20 protein-coding genes and 1 tRNA gene are annotated in these 16733 nt (G+C 61.2%); 8 read left to right on the top strand and 13 right to left on the bottom strand.

Going from position 1 to position 16733, the window contains the following annotated elements; all coding sequences use genetic code 11:
* Positions 1 to 13 precede the first annotated feature (13 nt).
* From ACST81_RS08835 to ACST81_RS08820, 4 genes are all read left to right on the top strand, one after another.
* Complete coding sequence (locus tag ACST81_RS08835) at positions 14 to 1327, top strand: sugar ABC transporter permease (RefSeq protein ID WP_438752552.1); 1314 nt, start codon at positions 14 to 16, stop codon at positions 1325 to 1327.
* A 13-nt stretch (positions 1328 to 1340) separates the two neighbouring features.
* Positions 1341 to 2126, top strand: coding sequence for an ATP-binding cassette domain-containing protein (locus ACST81_RS08830; RefSeq protein WP_438752551.1), 786 nt, complete (start codon positions 1341 to 1343; stop codon positions 2124 to 2126).
* A 169-nt stretch (positions 2127 to 2295) separates the two neighbouring features.
* A tRNA-Arg gene (locus tag ACST81_RS08825) sits at positions 2296 to 2372 on the top strand.
* A gap of 191 nt (positions 2373 to 2563) precedes the next feature.
* On the top strand, positions 2564 to 2869 hold the full coding sequence (locus tag ACST81_RS08820) for a hypothetical protein (protein ID WP_438752550.1): 306 nt from the start codon (positions 2564 to 2566) through the stop codon (positions 2867 to 2869).
* Positions 2870 to 2975: 106 nt separating this feature from the next.
* On the opposite strand, the gene ACST81_RS08815 is transcribed toward ACST81_RS08820, so the two are convergent.
* From ACST81_RS08815 to ACST81_RS08790, 6 genes are all read right to left on the bottom strand, one after another.
* Positions 2976 to 3740, bottom strand: coding sequence for an ABC transporter ATP-binding protein (locus tag ACST81_RS08815; RefSeq protein WP_438752549.1), 765 nt, complete (start codon positions 3738 to 3740; stop codon positions 2976 to 2978).
* Positions 3737 to 4570, bottom strand: coding sequence for an ABC transporter ATP-binding protein (locus ACST81_RS08810; RefSeq protein ID WP_438752548.1), 834 nt, complete (start codon positions 4568 to 4570; stop codon positions 3737 to 3739). Before ACST81_RS08810 ends, ACST81_RS08815 begins: the two co-directional genes overlap by 4 nt.
* Entirely contained in the window at positions 4567 to 5496 is a 930-nt protein-coding gene (locus tag ACST81_RS08805; RefSeq protein WP_438752547.1) for an ABC transporter permease, read from the bottom strand. Before ACST81_RS08805 ends, ACST81_RS08810 begins: the two co-directional genes overlap by 4 nt.
* Positions 5493 to 6503, bottom strand: a complete 1011-nt coding sequence (locus ACST81_RS08800) for an ABC transporter permease (protein ID WP_438753456.1) — start codon at positions 6501 to 6503, stop codon at positions 5493 to 5495. Before ACST81_RS08800 ends, ACST81_RS08805 begins: the two co-directional genes overlap by 4 nt.
* Positions 6504 to 6580: 77 nt before the next feature.
* Entirely contained in the window at positions 6581 to 8218 is a 1638-nt protein-coding gene (locus ACST81_RS08795; protein ID WP_438752546.1) for an ABC transporter substrate-binding protein, read from the bottom strand.
* A 44-nt stretch (positions 8219 to 8262) separates the two neighbouring features.
* Positions 8263 to 9318 carry a dipeptidase gene (locus tag ACST81_RS08790; RefSeq protein ID WP_438752545.1) on the bottom strand — a complete coding sequence of 352 codons (1056 nt, stop codon included), beginning with the start codon at positions 9316 to 9318 and terminating at the stop codon, positions 8263 to 8265.
* A 293-nt stretch (positions 9319 to 9611) separates the two neighbouring features.
* Between ACST81_RS08790 and ACST81_RS08785 the strand changes: the two genes are divergently transcribed.
* Positions 9612 to 10655 (top strand): Lnb N-terminal periplasmic domain-containing protein, encoded by a 1044-nt coding sequence (locus tag ACST81_RS08785; RefSeq protein WP_438752544.1) that lies wholly within the window; start codon positions 9612 to 9614, stop codon positions 10653 to 10655.
* A gap of 40 nt (positions 10656 to 10695) precedes the next feature.
* The gene (locus ACST81_RS08780) at positions 10696 to 11715 is read left to right on the top strand and encodes a substrate-binding domain-containing protein (RefSeq protein ID WP_438752543.1); all 1020 of its coding nucleotides are present in this window, start codon (positions 10696 to 10698) and stop codon (positions 11713 to 11715) included.
* On the opposite strand, the gene ACST81_RS08775 is transcribed toward ACST81_RS08780, so the two are convergent.
* The 4 genes from ACST81_RS08775 to ACST81_RS08760 form a co-directional block, all read right to left on the bottom strand.
* Positions 11712 to 12755 (bottom strand): Gfo/Idh/MocA family protein, encoded by a 1044-nt coding sequence (locus ACST81_RS08775; RefSeq protein ID WP_438753453.1) that lies wholly within the window; start codon positions 12753 to 12755, stop codon positions 11712 to 11714. The genes ACST81_RS08780 and ACST81_RS08775 overlap by 4 nt on opposite strands.
* An 8-nt stretch (positions 12756 to 12763) precedes the next feature.
* Positions 12764 to 13549 carry a ThuA domain-containing protein gene (locus tag ACST81_RS08770; protein ID WP_112407623.1) on the bottom strand — a complete coding sequence of 262 codons (786 nt, stop codon included), beginning with the start codon at positions 13547 to 13549 and terminating at the stop codon, positions 12764 to 12766.
* Between the two features lie 120 nt (positions 13550 to 13669).
* The gene (locus tag ACST81_RS08765; protein ID WP_438752542.1) at positions 13670 to 14011 is read right to left on the bottom strand and encodes a DMT family transporter; all 342 of its coding nucleotides are present in this window, start codon (positions 14009 to 14011) and stop codon (positions 13670 to 13672) included.
* 19 nt (positions 14012 to 14030) lie between these two features.
* Positions 14031 to 14591, bottom strand: a complete 561-nt coding sequence (locus ACST81_RS08760; RefSeq protein ID WP_438752541.1) for a TetR/AcrR family transcriptional regulator — start codon at positions 14589 to 14591, stop codon at positions 14031 to 14033.
* 155 nt (positions 14592 to 14746) lie between these two features.
* On the opposite strand from ACST81_RS08760, the gene ACST81_RS08755 reads away from it, so the two are divergent.
* The gene (locus ACST81_RS08755) at positions 14747 to 15142 is read left to right on the top strand and encodes a group II truncated hemoglobin (RefSeq protein WP_438752540.1); all 396 of its coding nucleotides are present in this window, start codon (positions 14747 to 14749) and stop codon (positions 15140 to 15142) included.
* Positions 15143 to 15145: 3 nt separating this feature from the next.
* Positions 15146 to 15514: a DUF423 domain-containing protein gene (locus tag ACST81_RS08750; RefSeq protein ID WP_438752539.1), complete on the top strand. Its 369-nt coding sequence runs from the start codon at positions 15146 to 15148 to the stop codon at positions 15512 to 15514.
* Here ACST81_RS08750 and ACST81_RS08745 read toward each other — a convergent pair.
* From ACST81_RS08745 to ACST81_RS08735, 3 genes are all read right to left on the bottom strand, one after another.
* A complete protein-coding gene (locus ACST81_RS08745; protein ID WP_438752538.1) occupies positions 15511 to 15825 on the bottom strand; it encodes an antibiotic biosynthesis monooxygenase family protein in 315 nt (104 codons plus the stop codon). The genes ACST81_RS08750 and ACST81_RS08745 overlap by 4 nt on opposite strands.
* A 10-nt stretch (positions 15826 to 15835) precedes the next feature.
* On the bottom strand, positions 15836 to 16105 hold the full coding sequence (locus tag ACST81_RS08740; protein WP_438752537.1) for a hypothetical protein: 270 nt from the start codon (positions 16103 to 16105) through the stop codon (positions 15836 to 15838).
* 61 nt (positions 16106 to 16166) lie between these two features.
* Entirely contained in the window at positions 16167 to 16586 is a 420-nt protein-coding gene (locus ACST81_RS08735) for a DUF2325 domain-containing protein (RefSeq protein WP_438752536.1), read from the bottom strand.
* Between the last annotated feature and the right edge of the window lie 147 nt (positions 16587 to 16733).

The following is a 16733-nucleotide window of genomic DNA, read 5'->3' as shown; positions in this document are numbered from 1 at the left end:
GAGAAATCAGGAAATGGCAAACACCACCATTGCCACACCCGCCAGCAACACGCTGAAGACGCAAGGCTCTGCCCTGCAGCGTTTCCTGCAGGCGACCGAGATCGATACACGCCTTCTCGGCATGATCGGCGCCCTGCTGATCATCTGGATCGGCTTTCAGATCACCACCGACGGCCTTTTCCTGACGCCGCGCAACCTGTGGAACCTCACGGTCCAGGCCGCATCGGTGTCCGTCATGGCGACCGGCATGGTGCTGGTCATCGTCACACGCAACATCGACCTGTCGGTCGGCTCGATCCTCGGCTTCGTCGGCATGATCATGGCGATCACCCAGGCGAAGATCCTGCCGCCGCTGATCGGTTTCGACAATCCGGCAACTTGGATCATCGCGCTTGCCGTCGGCATCGTTCTTGGAACGGCAATCGGCGCGTTCCAGGGACTGATCATCGCCTTTCTCAACGTTCCCGCCTTCATCGTCACCCTCGGCGGCCTGCTGATCTGGCGCGCAGGCGCCTTCCTCGTCATCAGCGGCGCGACGGTCGCCCCGATGGACTCGACGTTCCGCCTGATGGGCGGTGGCGCTGAAGGCTCGATCGGCGCAACGGCAAGCTGGATCGTCGGCGTGCTGGCCTGCCTGGTGATCGTTGCCTCCATCATCAATTCGCGCAAGCAGCGCAAGCGCTTCGGCTTTCCGCTGCGTCCGATGTGGGCCGAATATTTCCTGTCGGCCGTCGGCTGCATCATGGTTCTGGCCGCCGTCTGGGTGCTCAACAGCTATTACATGCCGGTCAACCTCGCCAAGAAATACGCCGAAGCGCACAACATTCCCTGGCCGGAAGGCGGACTGCAGATCCCGCTCGGCATTGCCATCCCGGTCCTGATGGCCGTCGGCATCGCCATCGCCATGAGCTTCCTCACAACCCGCACCCGCTTCGGCCGCTACGTTTTCGCCATCGGCGGCAACCCGGAAGCAGCGGAACTCGCCGGCATCAAGACCCGCTGGGTCACCGTTCGCATCTTCGCGCTGATGGGTGCGCTCTGCGCCATCGCCGCGGCGATCTCGACCGCCCGCCTCAATGCCGCGACCAACGCGCAGGGCACGCTTGACGAACTGTACACGATCGCAGCGGCCGTCATCGGCGGCACGTCTCTTGCCGGCGGCATGGGCACGATCTCCGGTGCGGTTCTCGGCGCCATCGTCATGCAGTCGTTGCAATCGGGCATGGTGCTGTTGCGCATCGACACGCCGCTGCAAAGCATCGTCATCGGCATCGTACTGGTCATGGCCGTCTGGCTGGACACCGTGTACCGCGGCCGAGCCAAGTAGAGGAGTTCGAACAATGACGGACAAACGCACTCCATTGGTGGAAATGAAGAATATTTCCATCTCCTTCGGCGGTATCCACGCCGTCGACAACGCCTCGGTCGATCTCTATCCGGGAGAAGTCGTGGCCCTGCTCGGCCACAACGGCGCCGGCAAGTCGACCCTGATCAAGATTCTCTCGGGCGCCTATAAACGCGACGGCGGCGAAATCCTGATCAACGGCGAAGAGGTCCATATCAGCAATCCGCGCGACGCCAAGGGCTACGGCATCGAGACGATCTACCAGACGCTCGCCGTCGCCGACAACGTCGACGCCGCCGCCAACCTCTATCTCGGCCGCGAACTGCGCACCCCCTGGGGCACGCTCGACGATGTCGCAATGGAGGCCAAGGCCCGCGAGGTCATGGGCCGCCTCAACCCGAACTTCCGCCGCTTCAAGGAGCCGGTGAAAGCGCTTTCGGGCGGCCAGCGCCAGTCGGTCGCCATCGCCCGCGCCATCCTGTTCGACGCCCGCATCCTGATCATGGACGAGCCGACGGCAGCACTCGGACCGCAGGAAACGGCGCAGGTCGGCGAACTGATTAAGCAGCTGAAGCGCGAGGGCATCGGCATCTTCCTGATCAGCCACGACATCCACGACGTGTTCGATCTCGCCGACCGCGTCTCGGTGATGAAGAACGGCCAGGTCGTCGGCCACGCCCGCACCGAAGACGTCACCAAGGACGAGGTGCTCGGCATGATCATCCTCGGCAAGGTGCCACCGAAGGCCACCCCCGGCCCCGGTGCCATGCAGACGGCCTGATTGGTCCACTTCCAAGAAAAACCGATGCCGCGCTCCCGGAGCGCGGCATTTTCATTTCGGCGAAAACTCGGAAATTTCCTTTGACCGTAACCGCTTTCACCATTGAAGCGCCGCCTGTCCTAGGCTATGAACCGCTCACAGCCTGCTTCGACGCCTTGCCGTCGCGGATGCACCCGTAGCTCAGCTGGATAGAGTACTGCCCTCCGAAGGCAGGGGTCACTGGTTCGAATCCAGTCGGGTGCGCCACAAAATTCCATTAAAACTTTGACTTTGATAAAGTAAATTGACGTGGACCAGTCCGCTCACCCACCCTTCCCCGATCCAGGTTGGAACAGCCCGGATTTTGCCGGAAGAAAAGTCATTTCACCCGCATCCTTGCGACGTCACTACCGGCTATATATCTACGTCTCCCACACTTCGATTCACAGGAGAGCTGAGTGAGCACCGAATTTGGCCCGTATATACAGATGCGCAAGCTCGCTCAGCATATGGCGATCCAATATCAGAAAGATACTGGGCTCGCCTTGGAGCCCCTTGTCGCTCACTTCACCAACGAGGTCGAAGTCAACGTGGCTTCCGATCGATTTGATCACTCGGGGTTCATGGAAAAAATTCGCGAGCCCTTGCAGTATGACGCTGAGGTAACTTTGGACAGCCGTAGAAAGGAATTTCTGCAGGCCGTCGCGAATGCGCTTCATGAACGTATCCGGCGTGAATTACATTCGTCCAGCCTTCCGGAGTGACGCCGCTTCGAGATCATGACCGCTTTTTCCGTCAAGCTTTTCCATCGCAAGTCAGCCCCTCAAATCACTGATCTGAGGGCCATTTCCTTTTAGAAAAACTGAAATGCTATTGTGGCAATGCAACAGCGCGCACGAACCCCTTGCTCGCGACCATCAGGTTCTTCGTGTAATCCTCACTGAGCCGCCCTTCCACCAGATCGGCCGACGACAGGCGTTCCACCACCTTGCCGTTCTTCATCACCGCCAGGCGCTCGCACATATGGGTGACGACACCGAGGTCGTGGCTGACCATGATATAGGTGAGCTTGCGGTCGCGGCGGACTTGTTCGAGCAGGTTGAGAACCTCTGCCTGGACGGATGCGTCGAGCGCCGAGGTCGGCTCGTCGAGCAGCATGACCTGCGGTTCGATGATCAGCGCCCGGGCAATGGCGATGCGCTGCCGCTGGCCGCCGGAAAGCTGGTGCGAATAGCGGAAGCGGAAGGACGAGCCGAGACCGACCTCGTCGAGCGCCTGCAGGATGCGCCGTTCGGAATCGGCGATACCGTGAATCGCCAGCGGCTCCTGCAGAAGCCGGTCGACCGTCTGGCGCGGATGCAGCGAACCATAGGGATCCTGAAAGACCATCTGGACCTTGCGATAGAACGCCTTGTCGCGCTGGCGCACATCCAGCGGCTTGCCGTCGAGCAGGATCCGGCCGCCGGCAACCGGCGACAGACCGGCGATGGCGCGCAGCAAGGTCGATTTTCCTGATCCGGATTCGCCGACCAAACCATAGGCTTCACCCGCCGCTATCTCAATGCTGACAGTGTCGAGCGCGAGGAAATCGTCATAGGCGACCGTGAGGTTTTCGACCGAAACGCCTGCCGTCATAGCGCCCACTCCGGTTTGCGGTCGAGCACCGGCAGCGGATGCCTGCTGGTGCCGAGCATCGGCATGCAATTGAGCAGCCCTTGCGTATAGGGGTGCTTGGCGTTGCCCAACTCCGACGCCGCCAGTTCCTCGACGATCCGGCCGGCATACATGACGATGACACGATCACAGAAGGACGAGACGAGGCGCAGGTCGTGGGAGATGAAGATCAGCCCCATGCCGCGCTCGGCCACCAGCTTGTCGAGAATACCCAGGACTTCGAGCTGGACGGTTACATCCAGCGCCGATGTCGGCTCGTCGGCAACAAGCAGTTCCGGACCGGCGATCAGCATCATCGCGATCATCGCCCTCTGCCCCATGCCGCCCGACACTTCGTGCGGATGCAGATCGAAGACGCGGGCGGCATCGCGGATCTGCACGGCCTCCAGCATGGCAATCGCCCGGTCGCGCGCCTCGCGCTTGCTGACATTTTCATGGGTGCGCAGCGTCTCGACGATCTGGCGGCCGATGCTCATGACCGGATTGAGCGAATATTTCGGGTCCTGCAGGATCATGGCGATGCGGCTGCCGCGCAGGTTGCGCCGGACTTTCTGCGGCGCGGTCAACAGGTCGATCCCGTCGAAATTCAGCGTCTTTGCCGAAATCCGGGCATGCGATGGCGTCAGCCCCATGATCGCCCTGCCCGTCTGCGATTTCCCCGACCCGCTTTCGCCGACAATGCCCAGCCGCTCGCGGCCGAGCTTAAAGGAGACGCCGCGCACCGCCTCGATCAGGCCGGTACGGGTCGGAAAGGAAACCCGGAGATCGTCGACATCAAGCATCGTGCTCATTGGCCGCTCTCCCGCGGATCGAGCGCGTCGCGCAGGCCGTCGCCCAGCAGGTTGAAGCCGAGGCTGACGATGAGGATGGCGACGCCGGGCATGGTGGCGACCCACCACTGGTCGAGGATGAAGCGGCGACCGGATGCGATCATCGCGCCCCATTCCGGCAATGGCGGCTGCGCACCAAGACCGAGGAAGCCGAGGCCGGCCGCCGTCAGGATGATGCCGGCCATGTCGAGCGTGACGCGGACGATCAGCGACGACACGCACATCGGCATGACATGGCGCAGGACGATGCGGAAAGGCGACGCTCCCATCAGGCGGACGGCGGCGATATAGTCGGAATTGCGCACGCTCAGTGTCTCAGCCCGGGCGATGCGGGCATAGGGCGGCCAGGAGGTGATGGCGATGGCGATGATGGCGTTCTGGATGCCCGGCCCCATGGCAGCGACAAAGGCCAGCGCCAGAACGAGCTTCGGAAAGGCGAGGAAAATGTCGGTGATCCGCATCAGCACGGCATCGACCCAGCCACCGGCATAACCAGAGACGGCGCCAACAAGCAGACCGATGGGCGCCGCGATGATCGCCACCAGCACGATGACCAGCAAGGTCAGGCGCGATCCATGCAGCAGGCGAGAGAGAATATCCCGGCCCTGATCATCGGTGCCGAGCAGATAGCCCTCGCTGCCCGGCGGCAGCAGGCGCGCGCCGCCGAGATCGCCGATCACGGGTGAATGCGGCGCCAGCACATCGGCGAAGATGGCGATCAGGATGAGCAGGAGAATGATGCAAAGACCGGCGACCGCCAGTTTGTTCGCGGAAAACCGCTGCCAGGTCATGTAGGCGCGGCCAAGCCGTGCCTGCAGCCGCGATTGCGGCCGGTCGGACATCAGCCATTGGCGGCGGGTCATGGGCGTGGACGGGATCTCACTCATCGTGCGCGCGTCCTCGGGTCAAGCGTCCGATACAAGAGATCGGACAGGATGTTGATGGCGATGAAGACGGAGCCGATGACGATCGTCCCGCCGAGAACCGCGTTCATGTCGGCGTTCTGCAGCGAATTGGTGATGTAGAGACCCAGCCCCGGCCAGGCGAACACCGTCTCCGTCAGCACCGAGCCTTCGAGCAGGCCGGCATAGGAGAGCGCGATGACGGTGACCAGCGGCACCGCGGCATTGCGCAACGCATGGCCCCAGATGATGCGTGTTTCCGACAGACCCTTGGCGCGCGCGGCAACGATATATTCCTGGCTCAGTTCGTTCAGCATGAAACTGCGGGTCATGCGGCTGATATAGGCGAGCGAGAAATAACCGAGCAGCGATGCCGGCAGGATGATGTGGCGGAAGACATCGCGGAACACATCCCACTGCCCCTGCCACAACGAGTCCAGCAGGTACAGGCCGGTGACCGGCGTGAAACTGTATTCGTAGACGATGTCGATGCGGCCGGGAAACGCGACCCAGCGCAGCTTGGCGTAGAACAGAAGCAGCGACAGAAGCGCCAGCCAGAAGATCGGCACGGAATAGCCGACAAGGCCGACGACGCGGACGATCTGGTCGGCGATCGAACCACGCTTGACGGCGGCGAGAACGCCGAGCGGCACGCCGATCAAACTGCCGATGATCGTGCCGACGGTCGCCAGTTCCAGCGTCGCGGGGAAGACGCGGCGAATATCGGCCATAACCGGATTGGTCGTCAGCACCGACGTGCCAAAATTGCCGGTCAGCGCATCGCGGACATAGATATAGAACTGGACATAGAGCGGCTTGTTGAAGCCCATCAATTCGCGGGTACGCTCGACGACATGGGTCGGCGCCCGGTCGCCCAGAACGGCAAGAACCGGATCGATGGGGATCACCCGGCCAATGAAGAAGGTCACGGCAAGCAGACCGAGATAGGTCGTGACGATCACGACGAGAAAACGGAAAATGCTTGTCGCCATGCCTTTGGCGCGGGCGCGTTTGCGCCCGGCCGATTGTGTTGCTTCAGGAATGGTCAACGGAGGATCCCTGCCAACGGCTACTTGGAGACCGTGAAGACGTAGTTGGTGTCGAAGCTCGGACCGAGCTTGAAGCCTTTCAGCTTCGCGCTGTAACCGGCCACTTCCGTCTGCTGGAAGACGATCACGAACGGGCTCTTTTCAAGCACCTTTTTCTGCAGGTCCTTGTACATATCGGCGCGCTTGGTGGCGTCCTTTTCGAGAAGCGCCGCCTTGCTCTGCTCCGTCCATTCCTTCGGAACGTCCCAGGCATTGCGCCAGGCGAGCGTCTTGTTCTTGCCTTCGTCCGAATTGTCCGGGTTGACGGTGAAGGTCTCGGCATTGGAGTTCGGATCGAAATAATCCTGGCCCCACTGGCCGATATAGATGTCATGCGTGCGGGCGCGGTACTTGGTCAGTGTCTGCTTGCCGTCGCCGGGAATGATTTCCATCTTGATGCCGGCCTGGCCGAGCGTCTGCTGCACGGATTCGGCGATGCCCGTCACCGGCTGCGTGTTGCGCACGTCCATGGTGACGCTGAAGCCATCGGCGAGGCCGGCCTTCGCCAGCAGTTCCTTCGCCTTGGCGACGTCGAGCTTGTAGGGATTCTCATCCAGTTCGCCCAGAACGCCCTTCGGCAGGAAGGTCTGGTGAATATCGCCGATGCCCTTGATCAGGGTCGAGCCGATCGCATCGTAGTCAACCAGATACTTGAAGGCTTCCGCCACTTCCGGCTTGGCGAGATTGGGGTTCTTCTGGTTGAGGCTGAAATAGTAGACGGTGCCCTTCGGCGCTGATGTCGTCGCAAGATCGCCGTTCTTGGTGACGGCGTCGAGATCGCCTGGCTCGAGGTTGCGGGCAACATCGATATCGCCGGCTTCGAGCGCCAGACGCTGACCGGAGCTTTCCTTCATGTGGCGATAGATGACGCGGGCGAGCGGCACTTTTTCGCCGTAGTAATTGTCGTTGCGCTCCAGCACCACGACTTCGTTGGCGCGCCATTCGCGCAGCTTGAAGGCGCCCGAGCCGGCATAGCCCGTCTTCAACCATTCATTGCCGAAGTCGTTGTCGTACTTGTATTCGTCAGACGGCGTGACGGCCGCCACGTGCTCCAGAACCAGCTTCTTGTCGACGACGGCGCCAACCGTTGCCGTCAGGCAGTTCAGCACGAAGCTCGGCGCGTAGGCCTTGTCGACAGTGAAGGTGAAGGTGGATGCGTCCGTCGCCTTTGCCTTTTCCGTGACATTGTCCCCGCTCAAGCCGAACTGGGTGAGGATGAAGGCCGGGCTCTTGTCGAGCTTGACGACACGTTCGAAGGAATAGGCCACGTCTTCCGCCGTCACCGGATTGCCGGAGGCGAATTTCAGGTCCGGCTTCAGCTTGAACGTATAGGTCAGACCATCATCCGAAACCGTCCAGCTTTCGGCGAGGTCGCCGACGATCTTGGACGTGTCGTTGAGGTCGAGGCGGACGAGGTAGCTGTAAGTGTTGGCGGTCACTTCGGCCGTCGACAATTCGAAGGCTTCGCCCGGGTCCATGGTGATGATGTCATCGATCGCAAAGCCTTCGACCAATGTATCCGCCGGCGTTTCGGCGAAAGCCGGCGCGCCCGCCATCAGGATCAGCGTGGCGGCGCCTGCCGTCAACATTCGGACATGTCTGTTCAGTGCATGCATCATCGTTCCGTTCCCTTTTTTAAACCGTTATGGGCTTTTCTTCCAACTCAAGCTGGTTCGTGCCAGGCTTGAGCCAAAACGCGCAGCCAGTTCTCCCGGCATATTTTAGTGAGTTCGGTGTCACCATATCCGGCAGCCCGCAGGGCGGCAATCAGGTTCTGGTTGCCGGCCGCATCGCTGATCTCTTCCGGAATGGTCGCGCCGTCGAAATCCGATCCGAGCGCCACGCAATCGATGCCCATGCGCTCGATCATGTAATCGACATGCCGCACCATGTCGGAGAGCGGCGTCTTCGCATTTTCCAGCCCGTCGGGCCGCAGCATGGTGGTCGCATAGTTGAGGCCGGCCAGCCCCTTCGTGTCACGGATCGCGTCCAGCTGCCGGTCGGTCAAGTTACGCGCGACCGTGGTCAGCGAATGCGCATTGGAATGGCTGGCGATCAGCGGCTGGTCGGTCGTTTTCGCCACGTCCCAGAAGCCCTTCTCGGTGATATGGGCGAGATCGATGAGAATGCCGAGCCGATTGCACTGCCTGACAAGGTCGAAACCGGCATCGGTCAGCCCCGGACCGGTATCCGGGCCCATCGGGAAGGCAAAAGGCACGCCGTGGCCGAACATATTGTTGCGGCTCCAGACCGGGCCGAGCGACCGCAGACCGGCGGCATAGAAGGTTTCAAGTGCGGCGAGATCCGCGCCGATCGCCTCGCAGCCCTCCATATGCAGGACGGCGGCGAAGATTCCCTGCGCCATGGCGGCGCGGATATCGGCGGTGGAGCGGCACAGTTTCCAGGCGCCGGCGCGATCGAGCTTCAAAGCGATCGCGGCAAATTCCAGCGCGATATCGAGGGACGGCTGACGTTCCAGCGGCTCCGACAGCGGCGTGGCATAATGACCGTTCTCATCAGGAGTCTTCAGCACCAGATGATCGGAGGGGATATAGATTGCTGACAGGCCACCGGCGAGACCGCCCTTTTTGGCGCGAGGGCCGTCGATATGCCCTTCCGTCGTTCCTTCGGTAAACTCGCGGACGGGATCGGCACCGTTCCTGGCATTGCTCCAGAGCCTAAGCAACACATCGTTGTGCCCGTCGAAAACCGCCTGCATATTCAAAACCCTGCTTTGCCTGATGTGCTTTGGGGTGCGCGCCCAATTTTGTCCGAATGGTCAAGAATGCGATGCTAGTCAATCGTATGACGAATAACAATGCAGTCGCCGCGAAATTCCTTGTCCCGAAAAGTGGCTAGGGAACAACGACTTGCCGGCTCGCGCAAAGCGTGATCGCTGCGCCGGATGCACGCGAGCGTGACAGTCGAAATTCACCTTTCGCTGAAAAAGCGGGTGTCAGCCCAGGGCGAAATCTGCCAAAGCAGGGCGCAAACGACGCGAGGATACCATCCATGACGACCGACCAGCCACCACGCGAGCGCGTCCATCTTCTTGGAAGCCTGCTGCGCGTGCTTTCCATGCTGGTCATTCTCGGCTTCGGCATCTGGGGTGGGCTTGCCCTCTTCTATCAATTTCCCGCTGTCGTCTGGCTGCGCGCAACCGCGGCGGCGCTGTGGGCGGTCCTGTCGCTGGTTGCCCTGATCGTCTACATCCGCCGCCGGTCGCGGCTCATCGTGCTGATCTATCCGGCCATGCTTGCCGCTCTGCTCTTCTGGTGGGACAACATTCCGGCAAGCAGCAGCCGTGATTGGGCCGAAGAAGTAGCCCGGACAACGGCCGCCGTCGTCAACGGCCCGGAGGTGACACTCGCCAATGTACGGAATTTCGACTGGCGCACCGCGACCGACTACACGCCCCGCTGGGAAAACCGCACCTATGATCTCGAAAAGCTGACCTCGGTCGACCTGATCCTGCCGAACGAAGCCATCCCTGCCATTGCCCACCCGCTGATATCGTTCGGCTTCGATGATGGAACCTACGTCACCTTCTCGAATGAAATCCGCTGGGAGAAAAACGAAAGCGTCTCGGAGATCGGCACGCTCTTCAAGCAATACGAAGCCATCGTCATCGCGGCCGACGAGCGCGACAGCATCCGCCTGCGCACCAATATCCGGGGGCAGACCGTTCGCCTCTATCGCATCAACATGCCGAAGCCTGCGATGCGGTCTCTGTTCATGACCTATATCGAGCAAGCTAACAGCGTCACCGAGACGCCGCGTTTCTACAACACGCTGACCACCGACTACACCGACATCACGACCGAACTCGTCAGCCGGATCGTAACCGACGCGCCGCTCGATTACCGCCTTTGGTTCTCGGCTACCCTGCCGGCCTCTATCGCCGACCTCAACGGCTTGATGCCGGGCTTCACGCTCGATGAATTGCGGAATGGCGGCACCATCAGCGGCCGGGCGCAGGCTGTCAATACGGCGCCCGGCTTCTCCAGCCGAATCCGTGCGGGCGTGCCCGGCATTGCCCCTTTGATCCGCTCGTAAAGCAGCTTAAACTGACGCGGCAGACAACAGGAAACCCCGCATGAACCTCAAGGAGTTCGCAAACCGGCTCGAACTGTCACAGACGACGGTCAGCCGTGCCTTGAGCGGTTATCCGGAGGTGAAACAGGCAACGCGCGAGCGGGTGCTCAAGGCCGCGCTCGAATACGGATACCGGCCGAACACCAGCGCGCTCGGCCTTGCCACCGGGCGGGTCGGCGCAATCGGCATTGTGCTGAAGGGCGGCGGCGAGTTCGGCCCGCATACGAGCGAGTTCATGGGCGGGCTCGGCGGTCGGCTGCAGCAGGAAGAGATCGATATCCTCGTTTCCACCGTCGATTCGCAGGAGGCCGAGCTTGCGACCTATCGGCGGCTCGCCGCCAGCAAGCGCGTCGATGCCGTCATCCTGCACTCGCCCTTTCTCGACGACCCGCGCATCGCGCTCCTGAATTCGCTCCGTCTGCCCTTCATCGTCCATGGACGAACCAATACCGACGGCAATTTCGGCTGGCTGGACATCGACAATTACGGTGCCGTGCGCCAGGCGACCAGCCACCTGCTCGACCTTGGCCACCGCCGCATCGCCTTTCTCAACGGCTATCGCGGCCGCATCTTTGCCGAACATCGGCAGGAGGGCTACCAGACGGCCCTTACAGAACGCGGCGTCGCGATCGACCCGGCGCTGGCCGGGCACGGTGAGTTCACCGACGAAATGGGTTTTCGCCTGATGCAGGGTTTTCTGAAGCTCGAAGACAAACCGACGGCTGTCGTCGCGGGCTCGATGATGTCGGCGCTAGGCGCCATGCGGGCGATCCGCATTGCCGGCATGAAGGTCGGCGAGGATATCTCGCTGATCGCCCATGACGACGTCTTCCCCTATATCAGCCCGGACCATCTCGTCCCGACGCTGTCGACCACGCGATCATCGATCCGCGCGGCGGGCGCGCGGATCGGGGAAATGGTGCTGGAACTTCTGCAGGGAACACCGGCCGGGACGCTGCGCGAGGTCTGGCCGGTGGAACTCGTCATCCGCAACTCGACGGCTGCGGTGAAGAAGGCCTAGACCGCCAGTTCGCGGCGTTCTTTTTCGGTCAGCATCGCCAGGTCGAGAACCTTCTGCAGGTCTGCCGCATGCCGGAAGCCCGGTTCCGCCGTCTTGTCGGCGCGCACCGCATCGATGAAGCGCTGGTAGTTGGTCAGCACCGTGCCGGCGTCGATATCCTTCCAGATACCCTTCTCGATATCTTCGCCCAGGCACGCCCGTAGCGTCGATCCGTCCGGCGTATGGATGACCTCGATTGCGCCCTTGTCGCCATGCATGCGCAGGCGCAATTCGTTGAGGTGACCGACAGCCCAGCGGCTGGCATGAACGACACCCATGGCGCCGTTGGCAAATTCCGCCGTCATGGTGAAGCTGTCATTCGCGTCGAGATCATATTCGCCGATCTTGTTGCCCGGCGCCTTGTCGAAGGTCTTCAAGCGGGCAAAGATGTGATCGACATCGGTCGCTGCACCATAACCGGCGAAATCGAGGATATGAATGCCGACATCGCCGAGCACGCCGTTCGACCCGTGTTTGGTCGATAGCCGCCAGAGCCACTGCGATTCCGTCGACCAGTCGCCCCAGGCCTTGGAAACCAGCCAGCTCTGCAGATAGGACGCCTCGATATGGCGGACCCTGCCGATTTCGCCGGCCAGAACCATTTTTCGCGCCTTCTGGACTTCGGCGACGTTGCGATAGGTCAGGTTGACCATGGTCACCAGGCCGGATTTCTCCGCCGCCGTCGCCATCTCGTCGGCCTTGGCATAGTCTTCGGCCAACGGCTTTTCGCAGAGCACATGCTTACCGGCCGCAAGCAGCTTCAGCGTCGTCGGATAGTGGATCTTGTCCGGCGTCACATTGGCGACCGCGTCGAACGCGCCCCACGCAATTGCCTCATCCAGCGAGGTGAAGGTCTGTTCGATCTTGTGGCGCGCGGCAAAGGACTGCACGCGAACCTGGTCGACATCGACGGCGGCCACCAGTTCGACGCCGCTTATCGTGGCGAAGTTCATGGCATGGGTATTGGCCATGCCGCCGGTGCCCAGGATCAGGAGACGAATGGTCTGCATCACTTGTATCCTTCCTCGCCGGCCTGGTGCAGCCGTGGGCCGCGCTCGACGATCGGCTCCAGTGCCTTTTCGACCGGAACGTTCGGCGCGTCATGGATCGGCGTATAGGTGCCCTGCGGGTTGTAGGCCCACTTCACCGAATTGCGCAGAACCTTGTGGACATTGGCGTCGTGATAGGTCGGATAGGTCTCGTGGCCGGGACGGAAATAGAAGATATTGCCAGCGCCGCGACGCCAGGTCAGGCCCGAGCGGAACACTTCACCGCCAGCGAACCAGGAAATGAACACGGTTTCCAGCGGCTCCGGAACGGAGAACTGCTCGCCGTACATTTCCTCGTTTTCAAGCACGAAATTCTCATCGAGCCCTTCGGCGATCGGATGGCGCGGGTTGATGACCCACAACCGCTCACGCTCGCCCGCTTCGCGCCATTTCAGCGCGCAGGGCGTGCCCATCAGCCGCTTGAACGGCTTGGAGAAATGGCCGGAATGCAGCACGATCAGGCCCATGCCTTCCCAGACCCGTTTGGCGACGCGCTCGACGATCTCGTCGGACACCGCGCCGTGATCCTTGTGCCCCCACCACAGAAGCACATCCGTCTTGGCCAGACGCTCGACGCTCAGGCCATGCTCGGGCTCCTGCAGCGTCGCCGTCGTTGCTTCGATCGACGGATCCGTGTTCAGGGCCGCAGCAATCGTGTTGTGCATGCCGTTCGGGTAAATACTCCGGACGATCTCGTTGGTCTGCTCGTGAATATTCTCGCCCCAGACAACCGCTTTGATGGTCATGGTCAACCCTTCTCCTCTTTCCACCGGCTTGGGATTCGGTGGATTTGAAACCGCTTTCAATTTGAAGCGATAGAATCCGCTGCCTGCTTTTGCAAGCGGAAATCCGTCACCCCGAATTGTTTAGTGAAAGCTGGACTTAGAGAAGACGTTCAGCACGACAACCCCGGCAATGATCAATCCAAGCCCGAGCACGGCGGCGAAATCCAGCTTCTGGCCAAAGCCGAAAGTGCCGACCAGCGAGATCAGCACGATGCCAAGACCGCTCCAGACCGCATAGGCGATGCCCACGGGAATGGCTCGCAGCGTATAGGACAGGAAATAAAAGGCGATGGCATAGCAGACGACCATGATGAGCGTCGGTACCAGCTTGGTGAAATGCTGGGCAGCCTGCATGGCAGACGTTCCCAGCACCTCGAAGACGATGGCGATCACGAGCATGCCGTACAGCATTGCGGGGTTCATCTTGGGCTCCAGGGATCCGTTATTGCAGGGAAAGGGCGATGAGATGGCTGCGCATTGCCTGGCGTGTCGGCTGGTCGACGTCATGGCTCTTGAGGATATCCGCCAGCCACAGACCATCGGCGGCAAACCGCGCCAGCAGGCAGCCGGCCGAGGAATCGGTCCCCATGAACTCGTCCGCCCGATCCGCCACCCACAATTTCCAGCGTGCGCGCAATTGCGGCTCCGACAGAAGTGCGATTGTCAGGACCTGCCAGCCCTGCACATCGGCCTCGTCCTGCATCTGGAAGACGCAGGACAGATAGGCGCGGGTGAAGCGGCCATGCGCGACCGGATCGTTGCGCATTTCCTCGGCGATCATCCGGTCGAGCTTGCCGGTCAAGTCATCGAACAATCCATCGAGCAGCGCCATCTTGTTCGGGAAATGATGCAGCAGGCCGCCCTTGCTGACACCGGCGGCCTGCGACACGGCATCGAGCGTCACGCCGGCGGCACCCTGCTCCAGCGACAGGCGCGCGGCGACCTCCAGCAATTGCTGTCGGACAAGCTCGGGCTGCTTTTTTCTGTGATGCGCGATGGACATGCCGCCACAAAGATACCGTCTGGCCGGTTTGTCAAGAGATTTCGCAGTTTCATCGATCGGCGCGCTCAATCGCCGCAACTTGGCTGGTAGCCGTGAAAACCATTGGAACGGCGCGGCACGTCACGGTAAAAGAAACGGAAATCTGGGAAACTTTGATGACGGACGCGCAGACCGAAACCCTTTACAACGCCATTGGTGGCGACGACACCGTGCGCGCCTTGACGCATCGGTTCTACGAACTGATGGACACACTGCCGGAAGCCGCCCGCTGCCGCGCGCTGCATCCGGCGGACCTTTCCGGCAGCGAAGAGAAATTCTACGAATACCTGACCGGCTGGCTCGGCGGCCCGCCGCTTTATACCGGCAAGCGCGGCCATCCGCAGCTGAGAAGCCGCCATTTCGGCGCATCAATCGGAGCGGAAGAGCGCGACGAATGGCTTCTGTGCTTCACCCGCGCGCTGGACGAGACGATCGCCCACCCGCAATTGCGCGCCATCATCCTCGAGCCGGTGATGCGGCTGGCCCATCACATGCGGAACAGGGACGAATAGATCATGCGGAACGGCCAGTTACGATCGGCGATCCTCTTCATTGCCGGGCTGATGGGGGTTGCGGGCGTGGTCAGCGCGGCCGCCGCCTCGCATGGCGCCGACCCGCGCCTGCTGGGAGGCGCTTCGGCCATGTGCCTGGCACATGCCCCTGCCCTGATCGCGCTCTATGCGGCCTGGCCGATATTGCGCACGGCGCCAGCTGCGGCCCTACTCCTGTCAGCAGGCACGGCACTGTTTGCGGTAGATTTGACGGCCCGGCACTTTCTCGCCCACGGCCTGTTCCCGATGTCGGCACCGACGGGCGGCATCCTGATGATGAGCGGCTGGCTCGCGGTAGCAGTTGGCTGCTTCTTCAAATCCAAAGAGGCTTAAGCGCCTTCAACCACCGAAAATCCCTCGAACTTCGGAGGCCCGAGATACATCGCCCGGTTCTCCGCCGCACTTCTGTGAGCGGCGCGAAAATTCTCCGACTTGGTCCATGCGGAAAAGGCATCGCGGCTGTCCCAGATCGAACTGGAAACGAACAAAGTATAGCCTTCATCGGCAATCGTCTCGCCACGCAGCAGGCGGAACCCCTTGAATCCGGGAACCTCGGAGAGGCTGGCATCACGGTTTTTCCAGACATCCTCGAAGGCTGCTTCGTGACCGATCGCGATCCTGAACCTGTTCATGGCGAAATACATGCAGATATCCTCAAGCCCGGTTCTTGTTCGGCACTTCTACGGCAGCGCCGGCTGGGAATGACAGGATATTATCGCGCGACTCCGGCGCAAGCCCCAATGGCAAACGTACCGGCGGACGCGATTGCCAGGCCGGAAACTCGGTGACATTCGGGTTTTCCTCAGCCATCCGCGCCCGGTTCGACAGAAGCTCGTAGAGTTCCGGAACCAGGCCGTCGCCGAACTGCGAAGCCAGCTTATGCAGTCCGATCATCATGAACTGATCTGGACGCTCATTGCTCATCGTTTAATCTCCAAAACTGGACACGCAAACGGCGTCCGAAAATTGATCCATGTGGGGGCAATCAGCTGGCGTTGCTGTGGTTCCCTTTCAAGTCGAGAAAAGCGCGCTCAAGGCTCGACTTGCTGCCGTTGCGCAACGGCACGAAGGCCTTGCCCCACTTCTTGCAACCGGTTTTCACACGCAAACACGCATCATGACTGATACAGTCGATCGGGCAGAAGACGCAGTCGACGGAAGGCAGGATATTGTCGATGCGCGATACCGCCTCGCGTAAACCACCATCGTGATGGATAAGCTCCGCGCCATGGGAACTGGCGATCTGGCGCAGATGCGCCACCTGACAATCGCGCCCGCCGACATAGAGGAAACTGCGGCCTTCCAGCTTGTTGGTTTTCGCATCGGACGAAGAGGATGCACCGCGCGCATCGCTGTCGCGCGCCTGTTTCTGCTTCGGCTTCAGCTGGTTCCGTCTGTCGCCCATGTCAGTCTCCGCTCGTTGCCGGAATCGTCCGGTTTGCTGATCGTGACGGCACCCTATTTAACTTGAGAAAAAGAGTAAAGTATAAAGATGAATGTTTTAGTCATGTTTTTTGGCGACTAATTCGGCAGGCCATTAGGCCATATTCAC

Source organism: Pararhizobium sp. O133 (assembly GCF_051669845.1).
Taxonomy (GTDB): Bacteria; Pseudomonadota; Alphaproteobacteria; order Rhizobiales; family Rhizobiaceae; genus Pararhizobium.
This window is presented reverse-complemented; position numbering and strand designations above follow the sequence as displayed.

What these genes read in the sequence shown, in the direction of transcription:
- ACST81_RS08835 (WP_438752552.1), top strand. Translation starts at nt 14, where the DNA reads ATGGCAAACACCACCATTGCCACACCCGCCAGCAACACGCTGAAGACG.
- ACST81_RS08830 (WP_438752551.1), top strand. Translation starts at nt 1,341, where the DNA reads ATGACGGACAAACGCACTCCATTGGTGGAAATGAAGAATATTTCCATC.
- ACST81_RS08815 (WP_438752549.1), bottom strand. Translation starts at nt 3,740, where the DNA reads ATGACGGCAGGCGTTTCGGTCGAAAACCTCACGGTCGCCTATGACGAT.
- ACST81_RS08810 (WP_438752548.1), bottom strand. Translation starts at nt 4,570, where the DNA reads ATGAGCACGATGCTTGATGTCGACGATCTCCGGGTTTCCTTTCCGACC.
- ACST81_RS08805 (WP_438752547.1), bottom strand. Translation starts at nt 5,496, where the DNA reads ATGAGTGAGATCCCGTCCACGCCCATGACCCGCCGCCAATGGCTGATG.
- ACST81_RS08800 (WP_438753456.1), bottom strand. Translation starts at nt 6,503, where the DNA reads ATGGCGACAAGCATTTTCCGTTTTCTCGTCGTGATCGTCACGACCTAT.
- ACST81_RS08795 (WP_438752546.1), bottom strand. Translation starts at nt 8,218, where the DNA reads ATGATGCATGCACTGAACAGACATGTCCGAATGTTGACGGCAGGCGCC.
- ACST81_RS08790 (WP_438752545.1), bottom strand. Translation starts at nt 9,318, where the DNA reads ATGCAGGCGGTTTTCGACGGGCACAACGATGTGTTGCTTAGGCTCTGG.
- ACST81_RS08785 (WP_438752544.1), top strand. Translation starts at nt 9,612, where the DNA reads ATGACGACCGACCAGCCACCACGCGAGCGCGTCCATCTTCTTGGAAGC.
- ACST81_RS08780 (WP_438752543.1), top strand. Translation starts at nt 10,696, where the DNA reads ATGAACCTCAAGGAGTTCGCAAACCGGCTCGAACTGTCACAGACGACG.
- ACST81_RS08770 (WP_112407623.1), bottom strand. Translation starts at nt 13,549, where the DNA reads ATGACCATCAAAGCGGTTGTCTGGGGCGAGAATATTCACGAGCAGACC.
- ACST81_RS08765 (WP_438752542.1), bottom strand. Translation starts at nt 14,011, where the DNA reads ATGAACCCCGCAATGCTGTACGGCATGCTCGTGATCGCCATCGTCTTC.
- ACST81_RS08760 (WP_438752541.1), bottom strand. Translation starts at nt 14,591, where the DNA reads ATGTCCATCGCGCATCACAGAAAAAAGCAGCCCGAGCTTGTCCGACAG.
- ACST81_RS08755 (WP_438752540.1), top strand. Translation starts at nt 14,747, where the DNA reads ATGACGGACGCGCAGACCGAAACCCTTTACAACGCCATTGGTGGCGAC.
- ACST81_RS08750 (WP_438752539.1), top strand. Translation starts at nt 15,146, where the DNA reads ATGCGGAACGGCCAGTTACGATCGGCGATCCTCTTCATTGCCGGGCTG.
- ACST81_RS08745 (WP_438752538.1), bottom strand. Translation starts at nt 15,825, where the DNA reads ATGTATTTCGCCATGAACAGGTTCAGGATCGCGATCGGTCACGAAGCA.
- ACST81_RS08740 (WP_438752537.1), bottom strand. Translation starts at nt 16,105, where the DNA reads ATGAGCAATGAGCGTCCAGATCAGTTCATGATGATCGGACTGCATAAG.
- ACST81_RS08735 (WP_438752536.1), bottom strand. Translation starts at nt 16,586, where the DNA reads ATGGGCGACAGACGGAACCAGCTGAAGCCGAAGCAGAAACAGGCGCGC.